Genomic DNA, 18,226 nt, shown 5'->3' on the forward strand with positions numbered 1-18,226 from the left:
GGGAAGACATAGGTGCGCGCGGGAACTCCGCCATTGGGGGAGGCGGGAAGATTTTTTCGTTTTTCGCGACATGCTCAGCATGTTTCCGTCATTCCGGGGCGCGCGCAGCGCGAGCCCGGAATCCATACTCACGATCGTGGTTATGGATTCTCAGGTGCGCAATTGCGCACCCTAGCTCGCCGCTCCGCGGCGCCCCGGAATGACAAGGGGGAACCATCGAACCGATCCGCCGCTCGCCCCGACCAAGCCATGACCTCGTGAGGAGACCCGACATGGCAGGCGCAATGACCGTGGACGGCGGCACCGTTCGCATCGACCGGCCCATGCCCTGGATTGGCCGCCTGCTGTCGCTGCCGCTGCTGGCCGCGAGCGGTTATCTCTTGTGGAATGTCGGCCTCGGCCTGCGCCAGGATTTTTCCGGCTTCGGCCGGCTCGCCGATGATCTCGTGCCGGTACTGGTGTTCACGGGGTTGGGACTGCTCGTCGGCATCCCCGGAATGATCCTGCTGACGTACCGCACTTTCGTCGTGCTCAACGAGACGCTGCGCCAGATTGTCATCACCAGGCAGTTCGGCCCGCTCAGTATCCGCAGCCAGCGCGATCTCGCCGACTATCACTTCGTCAGCATCACCGATGACTATGATGCGGATCTGACGACCTACGACGTCAATCTCTGCGGTAACAGGGGCACCGAGCCGATCACGCTTCAGAGCTTCACCAGGCGCGAGGAGGCGGACAAGCTCGCAAGCGAGATCGGTCGCGTCCTGAAATTGCCGGCGCGCGACTATGTCGGCACCGAGCCTGATGCTTCCTGATTAGGTCTAGCCACGACCTGTTGCTACCCGTTGCGGAAATTGCCATCCTCGCGGCCGAACACCGCAATGGAAGGCCATGACCTCAGCGAATAACTCCATTCCCGCGCTTCGACCGCGCGGCAAGGGCCATCAGTTTCTCTTGTATGGCGACTCCTGCTCGGGTGTGCCGGGTGCCTTGCACGAAAAGACCTTCGCCTCGGTCAATGCGGTCGTTCAACGCCTGAGACCGCAGCCTGAATTCGTTCTCTTCCCGGGCGATGAAATCATCGGACTGACGCCGGATCCGGACGCGCTGCGCGCGCAGTGGCGCTATTGGCTGGATACGGAAATGGCATGGCTCGACCGTGCGGCCATTCCGATGTGGCACACAACCGGCAATCACACGACCTATGATTTGATGAGCGAGGCGGTGTTTCGTGCGGTGCTCGAGCTGCCGAAAAATGGACCGCCGGGACAGGCGGGCCTCTCCTACTTCGTGCGGCGCGGCGACCTCCTGATGGTGTTCGTCAACACGCTCTGGAGCGGCCTGGGAGGTGAGGGCCATGTCGAGCTCGCGTGGCTCGAAACAACGCTCAGAGAGCATGGCGATGCCCGACACAAGCTCGTCCTTGGCCATCATCCGGTGTTTCCGATCAACGGCTTTACGGGGACGTATCAGCGCGAGATCGGCCACGAATATGCTCGCCCGTTCTGGGACATCCTGGTGAACGAAAACGTGCTTGCCTATCTGTGCAGCCACATCCTCGCCTTTGACGTGCAGGCGCATCGCGGTGTCCTGCAGATCTGCACTGCGGGCGCGGGAACGGCTCACAGGATGCCGGAAGGCGTCGAGTATCTGCATTGCATTCAGGCCGCGCTTGACGAGGAAGGCCTGCGTTATCAGGTGCTCGATACCGACGGCGTTGTCAGGGAGAAGATGGAATGGCCGCTGCGCGATCCTGATCCCGCCCTGTGGAGGGAGCTGGCGCTCGGTGAAGCCGAAGCGCCGTTCAGCGGATGTGTGGAGAGCGGGCGGCGGATCGAGCTGAGGCTTGTGGGGCAAAGCGCTGCGACCGAAGTCGCAGCGGCCCAGACGATTTTCACGGCTTTCGCGCCGGGTTCGATCGCGCCGTTCTGGCTTGGGCTTCGGGGACCGAGGCAAACCCTGACAGCCATCGTTGCTCGTGAGCCGGGGCGAAGCCCAACCTATTGGTTTGGACCTGATCTTCCGGCGGGCGAGGGTTTCGATATTCACGTCGCGATCTACCCGGATATGGGCCCCGGCGGTCTCTTGTACCGCGATCACGGCTCCCCGCGTTGGTCGTCCTTCACCTCTGCGACGGCGCGAGGGTTGGGGCAGCTTGTGTGGCCGCAGCAATGGGCGATCGGCCACGGACAAGGTGGCAGCGAAGACCGCGCCTTCAGAGGTGCCGCGCTGAGTTTGCTGATCGCGTGAACGAGCCTGGAGAGCTTTGTGGCCGGATCAACTCAAAATATCCTTCTGCATCTTGCCGCCGTAGAAATGGAAGAACGGCACCGGCGCGTCGTGGCGGAGCGGGCCGGTGGCAAGGCGGGTGTCGAGCTCGTTGAGCACGTTGCGTGTCATCGGATGCAGATCGGCGAGCGGCTTTGAGCCGAGCTCGACCCAGACCAGCTCGACCAGCTCGGCATCCGCATGGATCACTCCCTCGACGCGGTGGGTGATCGCGGAGGCATCCGCGGTGAAGAAGCGGGTATCGAACCGCTTGACGCGGCCGGGCGGGGTGATCGCGCGTGCGATCAGGAACAGGCTGGAGGGATCGGGCAGCAGGCCCGCATCCGCGAACGGCTTCCAGGCGCCTTCGAGTTTCGCTTTCCCCTCGGCCTTGCGTCCGAGGCAGAGGCCGGTCTCTTCGCAGGCCTCGCGGATTGCGGCAATCGCCAGCGACTTTGCGCGCGAGGCCGGAGTCTTCGGGCTGCCCTTGGCGAGATTGGCTTCCAGCTCGGCGGTGATGGGTGCTGCACACGGCACGCGGTAATCGTCCTTGTCGACACGACCGCCGGGGAAGACGAACTTTCCGGGCATGAACACCACCTTGTCGTGGCGCTTGCCGACCAGGACTTTTGGAATGCTGCCGCTGCGATCGACCAGGATCAGCGTCGCCGCATCGCGGGGGCGGAAATAGGGATGGTGGTCGGCTTCCTTGCCCTCGTGGATCTTGGCCTTCTCGGCTCCCTGCGACGTATCCGTCATGTCCTCACCCAAACCGCTTTTTGATTATTTGCTTAGACCGGCGGAATACCATCCGGAGGGTTGTCGTCAAAGCCGTGCATGCGCAGAGCCCATTGCAAGCCGACCACAGCTCCCTTGACCGGCTGGAGCAGCGCGAGCGAGGCGACGAAGGTGAAGGGCAGATAGGCCGCGAAGCTGAGCCAGACCGGCGTGGTGTAGTTGGTCTCGATCCAGAGGATCGTGGGCACCACGATGTGGCCGACGATGACGATCACGAGATAGGCCGGCAGATCGTCGGCGCGATGCGGCGTGAAATCGAGGCCGCAGACCGCGCAATTGTCCGCGGTTTTGAGAAAGGCACGGAACAACTTGCCCTCGCCGCAGCGCGGGCAGCGGCTGCGAAAGCCGCGCTTCATGGCCGTCCAGACGTCGCGCTTCTCGACGAGGCCGGTCTCGCGCGTCCAGATCTTTGGGGCCGTGCTCGTCGTCACCATGCCTTGCCCTTCTGACCCCCGCCTTTTCCTTTGTTCTTGCCCTTGCCCTTCTTGGGTTTGCCGGACTTTTGCTTCGGCGGCTTGCGTTTTTTATCCGGACTGCGTCCAGGATGCGCCTTGAACGAGGGGCGGCGTTGCGGACCGGATGGCCTGCGGCCGCGCGGCGCGGTCTCGCCGGTCGACGACAGCAGCTCGAAGCGCAGCGCGCCTGCGATGGGAGCTGCTTCTATCAGACGGACGTCAACGACGTCACCCAGCTGATGCATGGTGCCGCTGCGCGTGCCGACGAGCGCGTGTCGGCTCTCGTCATAGTTGAAATATTCCGTGCCGAGGGATCGGATCGGGATCAGGCCGTCGGCGCCGGTCTCGGCGAGCTTGACGAACAGGCCGGCGCGCGTGACGCCGGAGACGCGGCCCTGGAAGCTTGCGCCGATGCGGTCGGCGAGGTGATGGGCGATCAGCCGGTCGACGGTCTCGCGCTCCGCCTTCATCGCGCGCCGCTCGGTCACCGAGATATGGGCTGCGACCTCACCGAGGCTTTCCGGCGTCTCGCTGTCGGGCAGTGCGCCTTCGCCGAGGCCGAGCGCGCGGACCAGCGCGCGGTGCACGACGAGGTCGGCATAGCGGCGGATCGGCGAGGTGAAATGCGCGTAGCGGCGCAAATTCAGGCCGAAATGACCGTAATTCTCGGAGGAGTATTCGGCCTGTGCCTGCGCGCGCAGCACGACCTCGCTCACCAGCGGGAAGTGGTCGTGGCCTTCGAGCTGCGCCAGCACGCGGTTGAACAAAGCCGGGCGCAGCGCGCCGCCTTTCGCGAAGGGAACGTCCAGCGTCTCCAGAAACTCCGCGAGTGCGTGGACCTTCTCCAGCGTCGGCTCGTCATGCACGCGGTAGATCAGCGGGAGCGACTTCTTCTCCAGCATCTCGGCCGCCGCGACGTTGGCGAGGATCATGAACTCCTCGATCAGCTTGTGCGCATCGAGACGTTCAGGCACGACGACGCGATCAACCGTGCCGTCGCTCTTCAAGAGGATCTTGCGCTCGGGCAGATCGAGATTGAGCGGATCGCGTTCGTCGCGGGCGCGCTTGGCGCAGGCATAGGCGGCATAGAGCGGCCTCAGGATCGGATCGAGCAGGGGTCCGGTGGTGTCGTCGGGCCGGCCGTCGATCGCGGCCTGCGCCTGCGCATAGTTCAGCTTCGCCGCCGAGCGCATCAGGATGCGGTGGAAGCTGTGCGAGCGCTTGCGCCCGTCGGGGCCGAGCACCATCCGCACCGCGAGCGCGCCGCGCGGCTCGCCCGGCACCAGCGAGCAGAGATTGTTGGAGATGCGCTCGGGCAGCATCGGCACAACGCGGTCCGGGAAATACACCGAGTTGCCGCGATCGAGCGCGTCGCGGTCGAGCGCGGTGCCCGGCCGCACGTAGAAGCTCACATCGGCAATGGCGACATCGACGATGAAGCCGCCTCTGTTGTTCGGATCAGGATCGGGCTGCGCATGCACCGCGTCGTCGTGATCCTTCGCATCCGGCGGGTCGATGGTGACGAGCGGCACGTCGCGCCAGTCTTCACGTCCCTTCAGATTGGCCGGCTCTGCCGCTTCGGCTTCACGCTCTGCCGCGGGCCGGAACTGCAGGGGGATGTCGTGCGCGTAGATCGCGATCAGGCTGATTGCCTTCTCCGACTTGACCGAGCCGAGCTTCTCCTTGACCCGGCCTGATGCCAGCCCAAAGCTGCGCGAGCGGATGATGTCGACGCTGACGAGGTCGCCGTCCCGGGCGCCGTGCGCGTCGGCTGCGGCGATGTTCAGCTCGCGGTCGGCGGACTTCTTGTCGACCGGGACCAGCCGTCCGCCGCCTTCGGGAAGCTCGCGGAACACGCCGAGGATGCGGCTCTTCGTCTTGTCGAAGACCTTGATGATGTGGCCGCGATAGGCCGGACCTTCGTTCTCGTCCGAGCGCTCGACGCGCAGCAGCGCGCGATCGCCGACACCGGCCGCGGTGCCGGGCTTTGGCCGGCGCGGCATGACGATGAGGATTTTTGGCGGTTCGCCGCTTTCGACCTCGTCCCATTCGGTGGGGGAGGCGATCAGCTCGCCGTCACTGTCGCGGCCGGTGATGTCGGCGACCAGCGTCGACGGGAGCGCGTCCGGCTCGGAAACCTTGTGGCGTTTTTTCTTGATGGTGCCGTCGTCGGCGAGCTCGCGCAGCATGCGCTTGAGCTCGATGCGATCGGCGTTCTTCAGGCCGAACTCGCGCGCAATTTCGCGGGTCCCGACCTTTCCGGGATTTGCCTTGATGAAGGCGACGATGGCGCTCCGGTCGGGAAAGCCATGGTCATTCTTGCGTTTCACTTAACCTCTAATTCTTGATCTAGGTCTTGCCGGCACTCTTCTTGGCCGGAGCCTTGGGGGCGGCGGCCTTGGTCGGCGACGTTTTTGCGGTCGACGACACGGCGGCGCGCGCCTTGCTGGTGGATTCGGATTTTGGTTTGGCCGCCTTCTTCGCGGCCGGTTTCTTCGGCTTCGGCGCGGCGTCATCGCCGTCGGCGGCCTTCGCCGCAGCCTTCTTGGCCTTGGGCGGCTTCGCCGCCTTCTTCGGCTTCTTGCCGCCGCCCTTGGCCGCGCGCTCGTCGATCAGCGCGATCGCCTGCGGCAGCGTGACGGTGTCCTTTTCGAACTCGGCCGGGATCGTCGCGTTGACGCCGCCTGCCGTGACATAGGCGCCGTAACGGCCGCTCTTCACCGTGACGGTGCCCAGCGTCGGATGATCGCCGATCGCCTTGCCGGGGTCGGCGCCGAAGCGGCGGCTCGGGCCCTTGGCGACCTTCTCCGCGATCAGCGTCACCGCGCGGTTGAGGCCGATGTCGAAGACCTCGTCGCCGCTCTCCAGGCTGGCGTAGGTCTTCTCGTGCTTCACGAACGGCCCGAAGCGGCCGAGACCTGCCGTGATCGGCTGACCGGTCTCCGGATGCTTGCCGATCTCGCGCGGCAGCGACAACAGCTTCAGCGCAAGCTCGAGCTCGACGTCGCCCGGCGAGGTGCCCTTCGGGATGCCCGCGCGCTTCGGCTTCTCGCCTTCCTCATAATCCTTCTGCTCGCCGAGCTGGATGTAGGGCCCAAAGCGGCCGGCCTTGACCCAGACATCGCGACCGGTGTCGGGGTCCTGGCCGAGCGAACGGTCGGCGGTGGTCTCGCTGTCGGCGGCGAGCTGGCGGGTGTAGCGGCATTCCGGATAGTTCGAGCAGCCGACGAAGGCGCCGAACTTGCCGGCCTTGAGATTCAGCCGGCCGTTGCCGCAACTCGGGCACTGCCTGATATCGCCGCCATCGGCGCGGGGCGGATAGATGTGCTGGCCCAGCATGTCGTCGAGCACGTCGAGCACCTGGGCGACGCGCAGATCCTTGATCTCGTCGACGGCGCCGATGAAGCCGGTCCAGAAGTCCTTCAGCACCTGCTGCCAGGAGATCTCGTTGTTGGAGATGCGGTCGAGCTGCTCCTCCAGATTGGCGGTGAAGTCGTATTCGACGTAGCGGCTGAAGAAGCTTTCGAGGAAGGCGACCACGACGCGGCCCTTGTCCTCGCCGTGCAGGCGCTTCTTCTCGAGCTTGACGTAGCCGCGGTCCTTCAGGACCTGGAGGATCGAGGCATAGGTCGAGGGACGGCCGATGCCGAGCTCTTCCATGCGCTTGACCAGCGAGGCCTCCGAGAAGCGCGGCGGCGGCTCGGTGAAATGCTGGGTGACGGCGAGCGACTGTCGCTTGAGCGCGTCGTTCGGGCTCATCGCGGGCAGGCGGCGGGAGTCCTCGTCTTCCTCGTCGTCGCGGCCTTCCTGGTAGAGCGCGAGGAAGCCGTCGAACTTGACGACCTGGCCCGTCGCCCGCAGCTCCAGCGTGCGGGAGCCTGCCTTCGCGGTGATGTCGACGGTGGTGCGCTCGAGCTCGGCCGATTCCATCTGGCTCGCGATGGTGCGCTTCCAGATCAGCTCGTAGAGTCGCGCCTGGTCGGCATCGAGCTTGCGGCTCATGCTGTCGGGGCGGCGCGACATGTCGGTCGGACGGATCGCTTCGTGCGCTTCCTGGGCGTTCTTGGCCTTGGCCTGATACTGGCGCGGGGCCTCCGGCACATAGGCGTTGCCGTAGTCCTCGCCGATCACCTTGCGCGCCTGGGTGATCGCGGACGGATCGATCTGCACGCCGTCGGTACGCATATAAGTAATGAGTCCGGTGGTCTCGCCGCCGATGTCGATGCCTTCATAAAGGCGCTGGGCGATGCGCATCGTGTGCGCCGGCGCAAAACCGTATTTGCGGCTGGCTTCCTGCTGCAGCGTCGAGGTGGTGAAGGGCGCCTGCGGATTGCGCCGGGCCGGCTTGGCATCGACCGCGGTCACGGCGTAGGCGGCCGCTTCCAGCGCCTTCTTGAAGTCTTCGGCTTCCGCACCGGTGCCGATGTCGAGACGCTGGATCTTCTTGCCGTCGGCGCCGACCAGGCGCGCCTCGAAGGCGTCGCCGCGCGGCGTCAGCAGGGTCGCGATCAACGACCAGTATTCGCGCGCGACGAACTTCTCGATCTCCAGTTCGCGGTCGCAGACCAGCCGCAGCGCCACCGACTGCACGCGGCCCGCCGAACGGGCGCCCGGCAGCTTGCGCCAGAGCACGGGGGAGAGGGTGAAGCCGACCAGATAGTCCAGCGCGCGGCGCGCCATGTAGGCGTCGACCAGCGCGCCGTCGATCTGGCGCGGATTCTTCATCGCATCCGTGACCGCCTGCTTGGTGATGGCGTTGAACACCACGCGCTCGATCTTCTGGTCCTTCAGCGCGCGCTTTTCCTTCAGCACCTCCAGAACGTGCCAGGAGATGGCCTCGCCCTCGCGATCAGGGTCGGTCGCCAGAATCAGGCGGTCGGCGTTCTTCAGGGACTTGGCGATATCGTTGAGCCGGCCGGCCGCCTTGGGGTCGACCTCCCAGATCATCTTGAAATTTGCGTCCGGATCGACGGAACCGTTCTTCGCCGGGAGGTCGCGGACATGGCCGAACGAGGCCAGAACCTCGTAGGACGAGCCCAGATACTTGTTGATCGTCTTGGCTTTCGCCGGCGACTCCACAATGACGATATTCATGTAGTTCCAGTAGCTTACGGGGAAATTACGAGCCGCTTTCGATGAGATTCGGATCGGCCGTTTCGACCCGAACATGGGTGGTGAGGCCCTCGCTGTCAAATCGAGGGGTGTTGAAAGCACCCCAAATGGGAAAAGTTTCATATCGAGAAAGTTGCAAAATACCACCTTGGAGTTGCGGTCAATGTCGGCGTAGAGTCCTCCCGGGGCATGGATTCGGGTGGGGTCTGGTGACTAAGCCAGGAAAGAAACGGGCGCGCGCCGCATCAGGCGCGCCGGGGGGCTCGCGCGGTGAGGAACCAGGGGAGGGCGGCGTCGATGAGGCCGTCGCCTTCATCGCCGAGCAGGTCGGGGCGTTGCGCAAGCTCGCCGAGCGCCACAAGCTCGACGTGCTGCATTATCTCCTGGGCATGACCAAGCTGGAGGCCGACGAGCAACTGCGGCTGCGGAGCAAGCGCAAGCTGTCGTAGCGGCGCTCACCATCCAATCCGTCATCCTGAGGTGCTCGCGTAGCGAGCCTCGAAGGATGAGCGGCCGAGATGCCGCAGCCGGGCCGTCGCCCTTCGAGGGCCGCTGAAGAAGCGGCCACCTCAGGGTGACGGCGATATATGGAGGCGCGCCGCATCAATCCCGTCATTGCGAGCGCAGCGAAGCAATCCAGAATCCCTCCGTGGTGAAACTCTGGATTGCCTCGCTGCGCTCGCAATGACGGTGTGGTGGCAGCGTGCCGCGATCAGGCCGACCGCCGCCGCGGTGCCGGTCGGGGCTTCAGCGTGATGTCGGCCAGGCTGAGCAACCGTCCATCCTCGGCGTGCAGCTCGAGCTTCTTCACCGGGCGGCCTTTGACGCGATCGACCATGACGGTGTCGATCTCCTCAGGCGTGTCGTCGAACTCCTCGCTCCATTGCCGGAGCGCGACCAGGATCGGGAAAAGGCCAAGTCCCTTCGGCGTCAGCACATACTCCTGGTAGGCGCTGCCATCGGAGGCGGGGGCGGTCGCCAGGATGCCGTGTTCGAGCATTGAGCGCAGGCGCGCCGACAAGATGTTCTTGGCCATGCCGAGCTTGCCCTGAAACTCGCCGAAGCGGCGCACACCGAGCATCGCTTCGCGGATGATCAGCAGCGTCCACCAGTCGCCGATCGCCTCCCAGCGACCGCGCGACCGGGCAGCCGTCACCCTCAAAACTCGTTCGTTTCACCATCGTCTGAGGTCCCCTCACATTCGCACGATGTCGGCGCCAATCACGCGCTTGTGTGGTTGCATCATAAAACCATCCGCCTAGATTGCAATATGGTTTCATAATGAAACTATTGGAGAGGCGAGCATGAGACTGAGCGGCAAGACGGCACTCATCACCGGCGGCAACAGCGGAATTGGATTGGCAACGGCAAAGCTGTTCGTGGCCGAGGGCGCGAAGGTGATCATCACCGGGCGCAACAAGGAGACGCTGGAGGCCGCAGCAAAGGAACTCGGGCCGAACGGGCTCGCGCTGGTTGCGGACGCGACCGACGTCGCCGCGACTGAAGCGGCGATCAAGAAGGGCACCGAAAAATTCGGCAAGCTCGATATCGTGTTCGCGAATGCCGGCATCCCCGGCAGCACGCCGCTGGGCTCGACGACGCTGGATGTCTTTGAGAAGGTGATCAGCACCAACCTCACCGGCGTGTTCTTCACGGTGCAGTCGGCGCTGCCCTATATCAACGACAACGCCTCGATCATCCTCAACGGTTCGGTGATCTCCGTGCTCGGCGTTCCCGGCTACTCCGCTTACGGGGCCGCCAAGGCCGGCGTGCGCGCGCTGGCGCGGATCATGGCCTCGGAACTGTCGCCGCGCGGCATCCGCGTCAACGTCGTTGCGCCCGGCGCGACCCGCACGCCGATCTGGGGCGCCGCGATCGCAACGCCTGAAGCGGAGAAGGCGTTCGAGAAGCGCCTTGGACTATCCACGCCGCTCGGCCGCATTGCTGAACCGGATCACATCTCGAAGACGGTGCTGTTCCTCGCCTCCGACGATGCCGGGCACATCCAGGGCCAGGAGATCTTCGTCGACGGCGGCGCGGTGGCGTCTCCGAGCGGCGCGCCGATCTATCGCGGCTGATCAACGTTTGCGAAAATTGAATCGGTCGGCGCGACGACATCGGTTGCGCCGGCCTGTTCCTACACCTCGGTGGCTGTATTCCTCTGAACCTTCCGTGAGGCGTTGAACCTTCGCTTGCGCTGCCAAGACCCTTTTGCGGGCAGGGTCATAAGACTCACTTTCAGGGAGCCCGCGATGTCAAAAGCAGCTCGTATTTCTTCGTCGATTTCAGAACCGCGTATTTACACCGAACATTCCGCTATTCCCGCCAAGCACTCCGACACGTCCGAGTTCATCGGGGTGGCACTTTTCTCAGGCATCGGGCTTTTCATTTCGCTCATCGCCGTCATTCTTGGCGTTCAGGGCGCCTGGTTTTAGCGCTGTCGAACTCTCAGCCGCCGCCGGAGTCCGGCAGCGGCTGGTGTCGGCGTAAGTGTTACGCCGCCTGCAGGCTGGTGGCAGCCTGAAGCGCTCCGGCCAGCGCTTTCTCACGATGCTCAGGGCCAACCTGGATGCCGTCGGCGACGATGAATTCGGGGCTCGTGATGCCCATGAACGCGAACACGCCGCGCAAATAGGTTTCGAGGTGCTCGAGCGAGGCGGCCGGCGTGCCCGGGCCGTAATAGCCGCCGCGCGAGATCGCCACGATCACGCGCTTGTCGCCGGCAAGACCCTGCGGGCCGTTCGCGTCGTATTTGAACGTTTTCCCCGCCACGAGGACGCGGTCGATCCAGGCCTTGAGCTGGCTCGGGATCGTAAAATTGTACATGGGCGCGCCGATCACGACGATATCGGCATCAAGGAACTCGTTGAGCACGGCCGCGCTCGCGGCCAGGTCGGGACCGAGTTCCGCCGGCGCCGGCGCGCCTTGCGCGGCCGCAAGGTGCGAGCCGGAGAGGTGGGCGAGCGGAATCTGCGTCAAATCGCGGTAGACGAGGTCGAGCGACGGCGTCGCCTGCCTGAGACGGTCGACGATGGCGGCGGAAACCTGCCGTGAGACGGAGTGGGGGCCGAGCACGCTGGAGTCGATATGGAGGAGTTTCATTGGGGTTCACCTATGGTATAGATTTGTAACCCGCACTACATGAGTGACTGTCAAATTCCCCGCAAGAACGCACTTTTTTGAGCCATGGGCACATCTTTGAGACCTGCACACACCGATTTTCCTGCTCCCCAGATGCCGGATCGCGACCACGCGGACTGCCGCGGGGTCGCCTCGATCCTGGCGCGCGTCGGCGACAAATGGAGCGTGTTCGTCATCATGATGCTGAGCGACGGGCCCAAGCGCTTCAATGAGCTGAAGCGGATGATCAACGGCATCTCGCAGCGGATGCTGACCTTGACCCTGCGCGGGCTGGAGCGCGACGGCCTGGTCACGCGCACGATCTTCCCGACCATTCCGCCGCGCGTGGACTATGAGCTGACCGATCTTGGCCGCGGGCTCCAGCAGCCCGTGATGGCGCTTGGGCTATGGGCGAAGGAGCACCAGGCGCAGATCGCGGCGGCACGCACGCGGTTCGATGAGCGCAACGACACCTAGAGAAGAGAAACGAGACCGCCGCCGTGGCGTTCGAGGCGGCCGGCAAGCTCGAGCTCCAGCAGCACTGTGCGCACGATGGCTGGCGATGCGCCGGACATCCGCACGAGATCGTCGATCGAGATGGGGGCGGGGCCGAGCAGGCCGGTGATCTGGTCGCGGTCGTGTGATTGCGGATCGCTCTCGAACGGTTCGCTGTCGGGCTCGCTCGCCCGATGCATCAGCGGCCGCTCCATGATCGGTGCGACAGCGTTGACGATGTCGGACGCTTCGGTGACGAGCGTTGCGCCCTGCTTGATCAGATCGTTGGTGCCGGCGGCGCGCGGGTCGAGCGGCGAGCCGGGCACCGCGAACGCCTCGCGGCCCTGTTCTGCCGCCATGCGCGCGGTGATCAGCGAGCCCGAGCGATGCGCCGCCTCGACCACGACCACGCCGAGGGCTGCGCCCGAGATCAGCCGGTTGCGGCGGGGGAAGTCGCGGGCGCGCGGCTCGTGGCCGAGCGGCATCTCGGAAATCGCAGCGCCCGCGTGATCGAGGATCGAGGCGAGCAGGTCGCCATGCTCGGGCGGATAGATGCAATCATGTCCGCCGGCGAGCACGGCGATGGTGCCGCTCTCGACACTGGCGCGGTGTGCGGCCTGGTCGACGCCGCGGGCGAGCCCCGAGATGACGATGAAGCCAGCTTCGCCCAGCTCGCGCGCGAGCTGCCCGGCGAATTTCAAGCCGGCGCCGGAGGCGTTGCGCGAACCGACGATCGCGATCATCGGCCGCATCAAGGTTGCGTTGTCGCCACGCACGGCGAGCAGCGGCGGCGCATCGTCGAGCGTGGCGAGCCGCGCCGGATAACCGTCCTCGCCGGGTGCAAGCCACGCGATGCCGAACTTGCGGCTTGCGTCGAGCTCGGCCTTCGCCTCGTCCACGCTACAGATGCGCCCCGATCGTTGAGCGCCGCCGCGGCGCGCCAGATCGGGCAGCCGCTCCAGTGCGGCGCGCGGGCTGCCGAAATGATCGACCAGCGATTTGAAGGTGCGCGGCCCGACATTGTCGGAGCGGATCAGCCGCAGGCGGTCGATCCGTTCAGCCTCGGTCAGCTCCACGCTCGGATTGCTGGCGTCCACGGCGTCTCCTTGTGGGAGCAGCATGGAACAACCTGAGGGCGTGGGCAACAGTGGCGTGTGGTTGTTTCTATCGCCCCAATCATGGGCGGAGGAGGAATGGAGCAACGCGCTGCCTCATTCCTCAAGGCTTTTGCTATTCGATGACCTCGTCCGCGCGCACCTGCAACGACTGCGGTATCTCGAGGCCGAGCGCCTTGGCGGTCTTCAAGTTGATGACCGTCTTAAACAGCGTCGGCTGCTCGATGGGGATGTCGGCCGGGTTCGCGCCCTTCAATATCTTGTCAACGAAAACAGTGGCGCGGCGAAACATGGAGGTGAAGTCTACCCCGTACCCTACCAGTGCGCCCCCCCGGGACGCGACGATGGGTGCGGCAATCGATGGCACGCGGCACTTGTCGACAATCGCCGCGACCAACGCCGAATTGGTGACAAACGCATTGGCGTCCGTGATGACGAGACCGTCCATGGCGGTGGAGCCGAAGATTGATAGCGCGTTGTCGAGGTCGCCGGGGACGTCAAGCTCGATCGGTCGCAGCTCAACCTTCATTGCCCGCGCGGCGTTCGTCATGGCACTCATGGTGCCGTTGTTCAGGGGGTTGCCTCGCTGCATGAGCACCCCTGCGCGGGTCATCGAGGGAGCTATGCTCGCAAGAACCTCTAACCGCTTCGCAGCTAGTTCTGTAAGGAAAAAGGTCTGTCCCGTAATGTTGCCACCGGGATGAGCCATGCTGGCTGCAAGGCCCAAGGTCACCAGATCGGGACCCACGATCATCACGGTTGGAATTGTGGTCGTCGCACGGTGCGCGGCAAGAACCCCGGGAAATGTGGCTGTCACGAGAACGTCGACGCCGAGGGCGACCAGTTCAGCAGCCAGCGCCGGAAGCCGGTTATCGTCGCCGTCGGCGTCGCGATATTCAACGTGGACGTTCTCGCCCTCAACCCAACCGAGACCGCGAAGCGCAACGAGGAACGCGTCGACCTCCAAATTTCGCGGTGGGGGAGGAAAAGGCCGATCCGCGAGACGCGCTTCACTTGCTGAGCGCGTGCGGCCGTTGCCCACGCCAACGCCCCGCCAGCCAAAGTGATGAATCCGCGTCGTTTCATAGCACCGCTAAATCGCTTATCCTCTGGCAGAGAGTAAGCATTTTTCGACATTGGTCCAGCCGCGTCAATGAACAGGTTGGGTCAGAAGGCGCACAGCCTAAGCCGAGACGGCGTGAGCGTCCAACAGTCCGGCAATTCGAATCTCATCGCCTTGATTGTCGGGGCAATTTAGAACTAACGCAAAGGTTGCGGCGTTTCCGCGTTAGTGCCACGCGGCCCGACATTGTCGAAGCGGATCAGCCGCAGGCGGTCGATCCGCTCGGCTTCAGTCAGCTCCACGCTCGGATTGATGGCGTCCACGGCGTCTCCTTGTGGGAGCAGCATGGAACAACCTGAGGGCGTGGGCAACAGTTACGTGCGCTTGATCGGGCTTCAAAGGCGCTGCCGGAAGACCCGACGTGGTCGACGGGTCTTCCGCAAGGTCGTCGATTCAACGCGCGTGCGCCGCCTGAGCGACAGCGACGCCGCCACGGGAGACGCGAGCGTCAAGGCTAAGCGCACCGGCACCGAAGGCAAAGATCTGGAGCAGGCCGCCTGCCATCATCACGTTCTTGAGGAAGTGGATCATCTGATTCTGGTCTGCAAAGTTGTTGTGGAACGAGACTGCCGCGGCTAGCGAGAATATGGCGAGCGCCAGCGCACCGAGCGGGCTTGATAGCCCGCGATCAGCAGGAGACCGCCACCGAGCTCGACGGGAACTGCGATCGCATATGCCAACGGGGGCACCGGCAATCCCGCAGCGGCGATGTAAGCGGTCGTCGCACCATAAGCGGTGAGCTTGCTGAAGCCACTCATTGCAAACGGGAGGCCGATCAGCAGGCGGCCAACGAGGGAAGCATAACGGGTCGTATCCATGGTCATCGCTCCTGTGCTTGGTTGAGGTCCGACGGCGGTGACGCACCAGGCGTTTGTGGTTCGTAAGAGAGTGCGCGCCGCAGGGCCCTGCGTTGTGACCTCACACTGGCTCGATTGAATCGCGATAAAAATAGAAATAATTGAAAGATACTGTTTCCATTTTTGATCTCATCCGCGCGGCGCCCGCGGACGCGGATGCTCTGGTCGAGCCGCTGGTCCCGGTCGACTGCACGCATGGATCGACCGCGTCCACGTGCGCTTGCGCGACCTCGTCCCGATGCTAAAAGCGATGGCAATAAGAAGGGTATTGCCATGATCTCACTCGCCGACCTCCAGCGCCGCATCGAAGCGGGCGAGCTTTCGCCCGATGACGCAATCGCCCAGTCGCACGCGGCGATCGAGGCCAGGGAGAAGGACGTCCACGCCTTCGTCCGTCACGACAAATCCGCGAAGGCGCAAGCCTCCGGCCCGCTGCGCGGCATCGCCGTCGGCATCAAGGACATCATCGACACCGCCAACATGCCGACCGAGATGGGCTCGGAGATCTATCGCGGCTGGCAGCCGCGCTCGGACGCGCCGGTCGTGATGATGCTGAAGCGGGCAGGCGCCACCATCATCGGCAAGACCACCACCACGGCGTTCGCCTCGCGCGATCCGACCCCGACGCTCAATCCGCACAATCTCGGCCATACGCCGGGCGGCTCGTCCTCGGGCTCGGCTGCGGCCGTCGGCGCCGGCATGATTCCGCTAGCGCTGGGCACCCAGACCGGCGGATCGGTGATCCGGCCCGCCGCCTATTGCGGGGCTGCCGCGATCAAGCCGTCGTTCCGGATGCTGCCGACCATCGGCGTGAAGTGCTACTCGTGGGCGCTCGATACTGTCGGCCTGTTCGGATCGCGCGCGGAAGATCTCGCGCGCGGGCTGCTGGCGATCACCGGCCGCACTGAATTCGATGGCATCGCCGCGGCCAAGGCGCCGCGCATCGGCGTGGTGAGGCAGGAGTTTGCCGAGGCCGTGGAGCCGGCGGCGGAAGAGGGCTTGCAGGCTGCGATCAAGGCGGCCGAGAAGGCCGGCGCCAGTGTCAAGACCATCGATCTGCCGGAGTCGGTGCAGGAAGCCTGGCGCATCCACCCGATCATCCAGGATTTCGAGGCGCATCGCGCGCTGGCCTGGGAGTTTTCGGAGCATCACGACGAGATCGCGCCGATGCTGCGTGCCAGCCTCGATGACACCGTCGGCTTGACGCCGAAGCAGTATGACGACGCGCGTCGGATCGCCCGCCGTGGCCGCCGCGAGCTCGGCGAACTGTTCGAGGGGTTTGACGTGCTGCTGACCTATTCGGCGCCGGGCACCGCGCCGGCCAAGGAGCTCGCCTCGACCGGCTCGCCCCGTTACAACCGGCTCTGGACGCTGATGGGCAACCCGTGCGTCAACGTGCCGGTGATGAAAGTGGGCGGCCTGCCGATCGGCGTGCAGGTGATCGCGCGCTTCGGCAACGATCCGGGCGCGCTTGCGGCGGCATGGTTCCTGGAGGACGCGCTGGCGAAATCAGGCTAGCGCAGGCTCAGCGGCGGGCAGCGCGCGTTCGGCCTCGGCGCCTGCAGCGCCTTGTCCGAGCCAACGCTCGGCGGCCTCGCGGCCACTCCGGTGCAGCGTGCGAATGAAGCCGCGGCCGAGATCGGTGGATGAGCGCTGCGCCAGGCCCTCAACGGAGTCTTCGGCCGCGATCCTGGAGAGCCGCAGCGAAGGTGCAGCCGTGGCTCGCGCCCATTCGAGTGCCGCGATCTCGGCGTTGAGGGCGGCGTTGGCTGCGATCTGGTCGAGCCTGCGGTCGATCGCGGCGAGCGTGATCGGCACGTAGCTGTCGCGCGTGGGCGTGACCTGGACGAGCAGCAGATCGGAGGCTGTCGATTCCTGCGCCAGGCCCACCAGCGGCGGATTGCCGCCAATGCCGCCATCCCAATAGGCCTCGCCGTCGATCTCGACGGCGCAGTGAACCAAAGGCGGGCAGGTCGAGGCCAGCGCGACGTCGGCGGTAATGCAATCGTTGCGGAAGATCTGCTGCTGCCCATCGCGGATTCGCGTCGCGGCGATCAGCAGTTTTGGGCAGGCCGCGTCGCGCAAGGCGGCAAAATCGATGTCGCGCGATAGCGCCAGCCGCAGCGGATCGAGATCGAACGGATCGAACTGGCCGGAGCGCAACGTCGGACCGAATGCGACCGAGCTTCCCGCCGGCGAGAATCCGCCGACCAGCATCAAGGAGCGGAACGAGGCCTCGTGCATCAGGCGGGCCCAGAACCGGTTCAACCGCGAATGGGCGCCTTCGCGTCCGCCTTCGGCGAGGCCGGAGGCGAGCAGCAGCGCATTGATGGCGCCGGCACTGGCGCCGCTGATGGTGTCGATCTGGATGGTCGGGTGTTCCAGCAACCGCTCCAGCACGCCCCAGGTGAAGGCCGCAAAAGTGCCGCCGCCCTGAAGGGCCAGCGACACTCTTTGCGGCGGCCATTGGCTGGAGCGCGGCTGCACGGCCGCGACCGGCGCTGCAATGGTCACGATCTCGACTGGCGCGGCGGCTTGCGCGACGGGCGCAGGCCGGGTCACTGGCGGGGGTACGGGAGCAGGCTCGGGCGCGGGCAGCGGCGATGGCGCATCGGACCAGATATTGGTCATCGAGAGCAGCCGGCTTGCTGCGGTGCTGGAAGCACCGTGCGAACCGGACCCGTCATGCGTGCCGACAACCTTCTCGCTCATTCTGAGCTACCGCGTAACGCCATTTCCGCTGTCAGGATGACAGGCGTGGAACTCGTTCGCCACTCCGGCCGCGAGCAGCTTCCGAGTTGCGAACAGGAATTGGCACATAATGCGGAGGCGGTGCGGCGATATCCGTACTTTTTCCGGCCTTGGATTTTGTTTTGACGCGTT

The 18,226-nt window shown here is 64.9% G+C and carries 15 protein-coding genes and 3 pseudogenes; 7 read left to right on the forward strand and 11 right to left on the reverse strand.

Features of this window, described 5'->3' with window-relative positions; translation table 11 throughout:
• Positions 1–272 precede the first annotated feature (272 nt).
• Both ACVJ5M_RS21250 and ACVJ5M_RS21255 read left to right on the forward strand, forming a co-directional pair.
• Positions 273–815, forward strand: a complete 543-nt coding sequence (locus ACVJ5M_RS21250; RefSeq protein ID WP_354100291.1) for a hypothetical protein — start codon at positions 273–275, stop codon at positions 813–815.
• Positions 816–891: 76 nt separating this feature from the next.
• Positions 892–2,250, forward strand: coding sequence for a metallophosphoesterase family protein (locus ACVJ5M_RS21255; protein WP_354079134.1), 1,359 nt, complete (start codon positions 892–894; stop codon positions 2,248–2,250).
• Positions 2,251–2,277: 27 nt separating this feature from the next.
• Here ACVJ5M_RS21255 and ACVJ5M_RS21260 read toward each other — a convergent pair whose 3' ends face one another.
• From ACVJ5M_RS21260 to topA, 4 genes are read right to left on the reverse strand one after another with little or no spacing between them, the layout of a single operon-like run.
• A complete protein-coding gene (locus tag ACVJ5M_RS21260; RefSeq protein ID WP_354100290.1) occupies positions 2,278–3,027 on the reverse strand; it encodes an NUDIX hydrolase in 750 nt (249 codons plus the stop codon).
• 32 nt (positions 3,028–3,059) lie between these two features.
• Positions 3,060–3,500, reverse strand: a complete 441-nt coding sequence (locus ACVJ5M_RS21265; protein WP_014494700.1) for a DUF983 domain-containing protein — start codon at positions 3,498–3,500, stop codon at positions 3,060–3,062.
• Complete coding sequence (gene rnr / locus ACVJ5M_RS21270) at positions 3,494–5,851, reverse strand: ribonuclease R (RefSeq protein WP_354096583.1); 2,358 nt, start codon at positions 5,849–5,851, stop codon at positions 3,494–3,496. The genes ACVJ5M_RS21265 and rnr overlap by 7 nt, the downstream gene beginning before the upstream one ends.
• Before the next feature lie 19 nt (positions 5,852–5,870).
• The gene (gene topA, locus ACVJ5M_RS21275; protein ID WP_354096584.1) at positions 5,871–8,615 is read right to left on the reverse strand and encodes a type I DNA topoisomerase; all 2,745 of its coding nucleotides are present in this window, start codon (positions 8,613–8,615) and stop codon (positions 5,871–5,873) included.
• 227 nt (positions 8,616–8,842) lie between these two features.
• Here topA and ACVJ5M_RS21280 point away from each other — a divergent pair, with 227 nt between their 5' ends.
• Complete coding sequence (locus ACVJ5M_RS21280; protein WP_354100289.1) at positions 8,843–9,082, forward strand: hypothetical protein; 240 nt, start codon at positions 8,843–8,845, stop codon at positions 9,080–9,082.
• Between the two features lie 263 nt (positions 9,083–9,345).
• Here ACVJ5M_RS21280 and ACVJ5M_RS21285 read toward each other — a convergent pair.
• A pseudogene (locus tag ACVJ5M_RS21285) lies at positions 9,346–9,814 on the reverse strand (winged helix-turn-helix transcriptional regulator).
• Between the two features lie 123 nt (positions 9,815–9,937).
• On the opposite strand from ACVJ5M_RS21285, the gene ACVJ5M_RS21290 reads away from it, so the two are divergent.
• Entirely contained in the window at positions 9,938–10,711 is a 774-nt protein-coding gene (locus ACVJ5M_RS21290) for an SDR family NAD(P)-dependent oxidoreductase (RefSeq protein ID WP_354079141.1), read from the forward strand.
• Between the two features lie 174 nt (positions 10,712–10,885).
• Entirely contained in the window at positions 10,886–11,068 is a 183-nt protein-coding gene (locus ACVJ5M_RS21295) for a hypothetical protein (RefSeq protein WP_354079143.1), read from the forward strand.
• Between the two features lie 58 nt (positions 11,069–11,126).
• On the opposite strand, the gene ACVJ5M_RS21300 is transcribed toward ACVJ5M_RS21295, so the two are convergent.
• Positions 11,127–11,735, reverse strand: coding sequence for an FMN-dependent NADH-azoreductase (locus tag ACVJ5M_RS21300; protein WP_354079145.1), 609 nt, complete (start codon positions 11,733–11,735; stop codon positions 11,127–11,129).
• A gap of 84 nt (positions 11,736–11,819) precedes the next feature.
• Between ACVJ5M_RS21300 and ACVJ5M_RS21305 the strand changes: the two genes are divergently transcribed.
• Positions 11,820–12,230, forward strand: coding sequence for a winged helix-turn-helix transcriptional regulator (locus tag ACVJ5M_RS21305; protein WP_028152772.1), 411 nt, complete (start codon positions 11,820–11,822; stop codon positions 12,228–12,230).
• On the opposite strand, the gene dprA is transcribed toward ACVJ5M_RS21305, so the two are convergent.
• The 4 genes and pseudogenes from dprA to ACVJ5M_RS21325 all read right to left on the reverse strand — a co-directional run bounded on the left by dprA (position 12,227) and on the right by ACVJ5M_RS21325 (position 15,304).
• Positions 12,227–13,369: a DNA-processing protein DprA gene (gene dprA, locus ACVJ5M_RS21310; protein ID WP_354100288.1), complete on the reverse strand. Its 1,143-nt coding sequence runs from the start codon at positions 13,367–13,369 to the stop codon at positions 12,227–12,229. The genes ACVJ5M_RS21305 and dprA overlap by 4 nt on opposite strands.
• 109 nt (positions 13,370–13,478) lie before the next feature.
• Positions 13,479–14,330, reverse strand: coding sequence for an ABC transporter substrate-binding protein (locus ACVJ5M_RS21315; protein ID WP_354100287.1), 852 nt, complete (start codon positions 14,328–14,330; stop codon positions 13,479–13,481).
• Positions 14,331–14,659: 329 nt separating this feature from the next.
• A pseudogene (locus ACVJ5M_RS21320) lies at positions 14,660–14,773 on the reverse strand (DNA-processing protein DprA); the annotation flags it as partial.
• Between the two features lie 106 nt (positions 14,774–14,879).
• Positions 14,880–15,304, reverse strand: a pseudogene (locus ACVJ5M_RS21325) (DoxX family protein).
• A gap of 312 nt (positions 15,305–15,616) precedes the next feature.
• Between ACVJ5M_RS21325 and ACVJ5M_RS21330 the strand changes: the two are divergent.
• A complete protein-coding gene (locus ACVJ5M_RS21330) occupies positions 15,617–16,861 on the forward strand; it encodes an amidase (protein ID WP_354079153.1) in 1,245 nt (414 codons plus the stop codon).
• On the opposite strand, the gene ACVJ5M_RS21335 is transcribed toward ACVJ5M_RS21330, so the two are convergent.
• A complete protein-coding gene (locus tag ACVJ5M_RS21335; RefSeq protein WP_354096586.1) occupies positions 16,853–18,055 on the reverse strand; it encodes a patatin-like phospholipase family protein in 1,203 nt (400 codons plus the stop codon). The genes ACVJ5M_RS21330 and ACVJ5M_RS21335 overlap by 9 nt on opposite strands.
• Between the last annotated feature and the right edge of the window lie 171 nt (positions 18,056–18,226).

This window comes from Bradyrhizobium sp. S3.7.6 (assembly GCF_054061875.1).

What these genes read in the sequence shown, in the direction of transcription:
- dprA (WP_354100288.1), bottom strand. Translation starts at nt 13,369, where the DNA reads ATGCTGCTCCCACAAGGAGACGCCGTGGACGCCAGCAATCCGAGCGTG.
- ACVJ5M_RS21290 (WP_354079141.1), top strand. Translation starts at nt 9,938, where the DNA reads ATGAGACTGAGCGGCAAGACGGCACTCATCACCGGCGGCAACAGCGGA.
- ACVJ5M_RS21300 (WP_354079145.1), bottom strand. Translation starts at nt 11,735, where the DNA reads ATGAAACTCCTCCATATCGACTCCAGCGTGCTCGGCCCCCACTCCGTC.
- ACVJ5M_RS21250 (WP_354100291.1), top strand. Translation starts at nt 273, where the DNA reads ATGGCAGGCGCAATGACCGTGGACGGCGGCACCGTTCGCATCGACCGG.
- ACVJ5M_RS21265 (WP_014494700.1), bottom strand. Translation starts at nt 3,500, where the DNA reads ATGGTGACGACGAGCACGGCCCCAAAGATCTGGACGCGCGAGACCGGC.
- ACVJ5M_RS21255 (WP_354079134.1), top strand. Translation starts at nt 892, where the DNA reads ATGACCTCAGCGAATAACTCCATTCCCGCGCTTCGACCGCGCGGCAAG.
- ACVJ5M_RS21335 (WP_354096586.1), bottom strand. Translation starts at nt 18,055, where the DNA reads ATGAGCGAGAAGGTTGTCGGCACGCATGACGGGTCCGGTTCGCACGGT.
- ACVJ5M_RS21260 (WP_354100290.1), bottom strand. Translation starts at nt 3,027, where the DNA reads ATGACGGATACGTCGCAGGGAGCCGAGAAGGCCAAGATCCACGAGGGC.
- topA (WP_354096584.1), bottom strand. Translation starts at nt 8,615, where the DNA reads ATGAATATCGTCATTGTGGAGTCGCCGGCGAAAGCCAAGACGATCAAC.
- ACVJ5M_RS21305 (WP_028152772.1), top strand. Translation starts at nt 11,820, where the DNA reads ATGGGCACATCTTTGAGACCTGCACACACCGATTTTCCTGCTCCCCAG.
- ACVJ5M_RS21330 (WP_354079153.1), top strand. Translation starts at nt 15,617, where the DNA reads ATGATCTCACTCGCCGACCTCCAGCGCCGCATCGAAGCGGGCGAGCTT.
- ACVJ5M_RS21295 (WP_354079143.1), top strand. Translation starts at nt 10,886, where the DNA reads ATGTCAAAAGCAGCTCGTATTTCTTCGTCGATTTCAGAACCGCGTATT.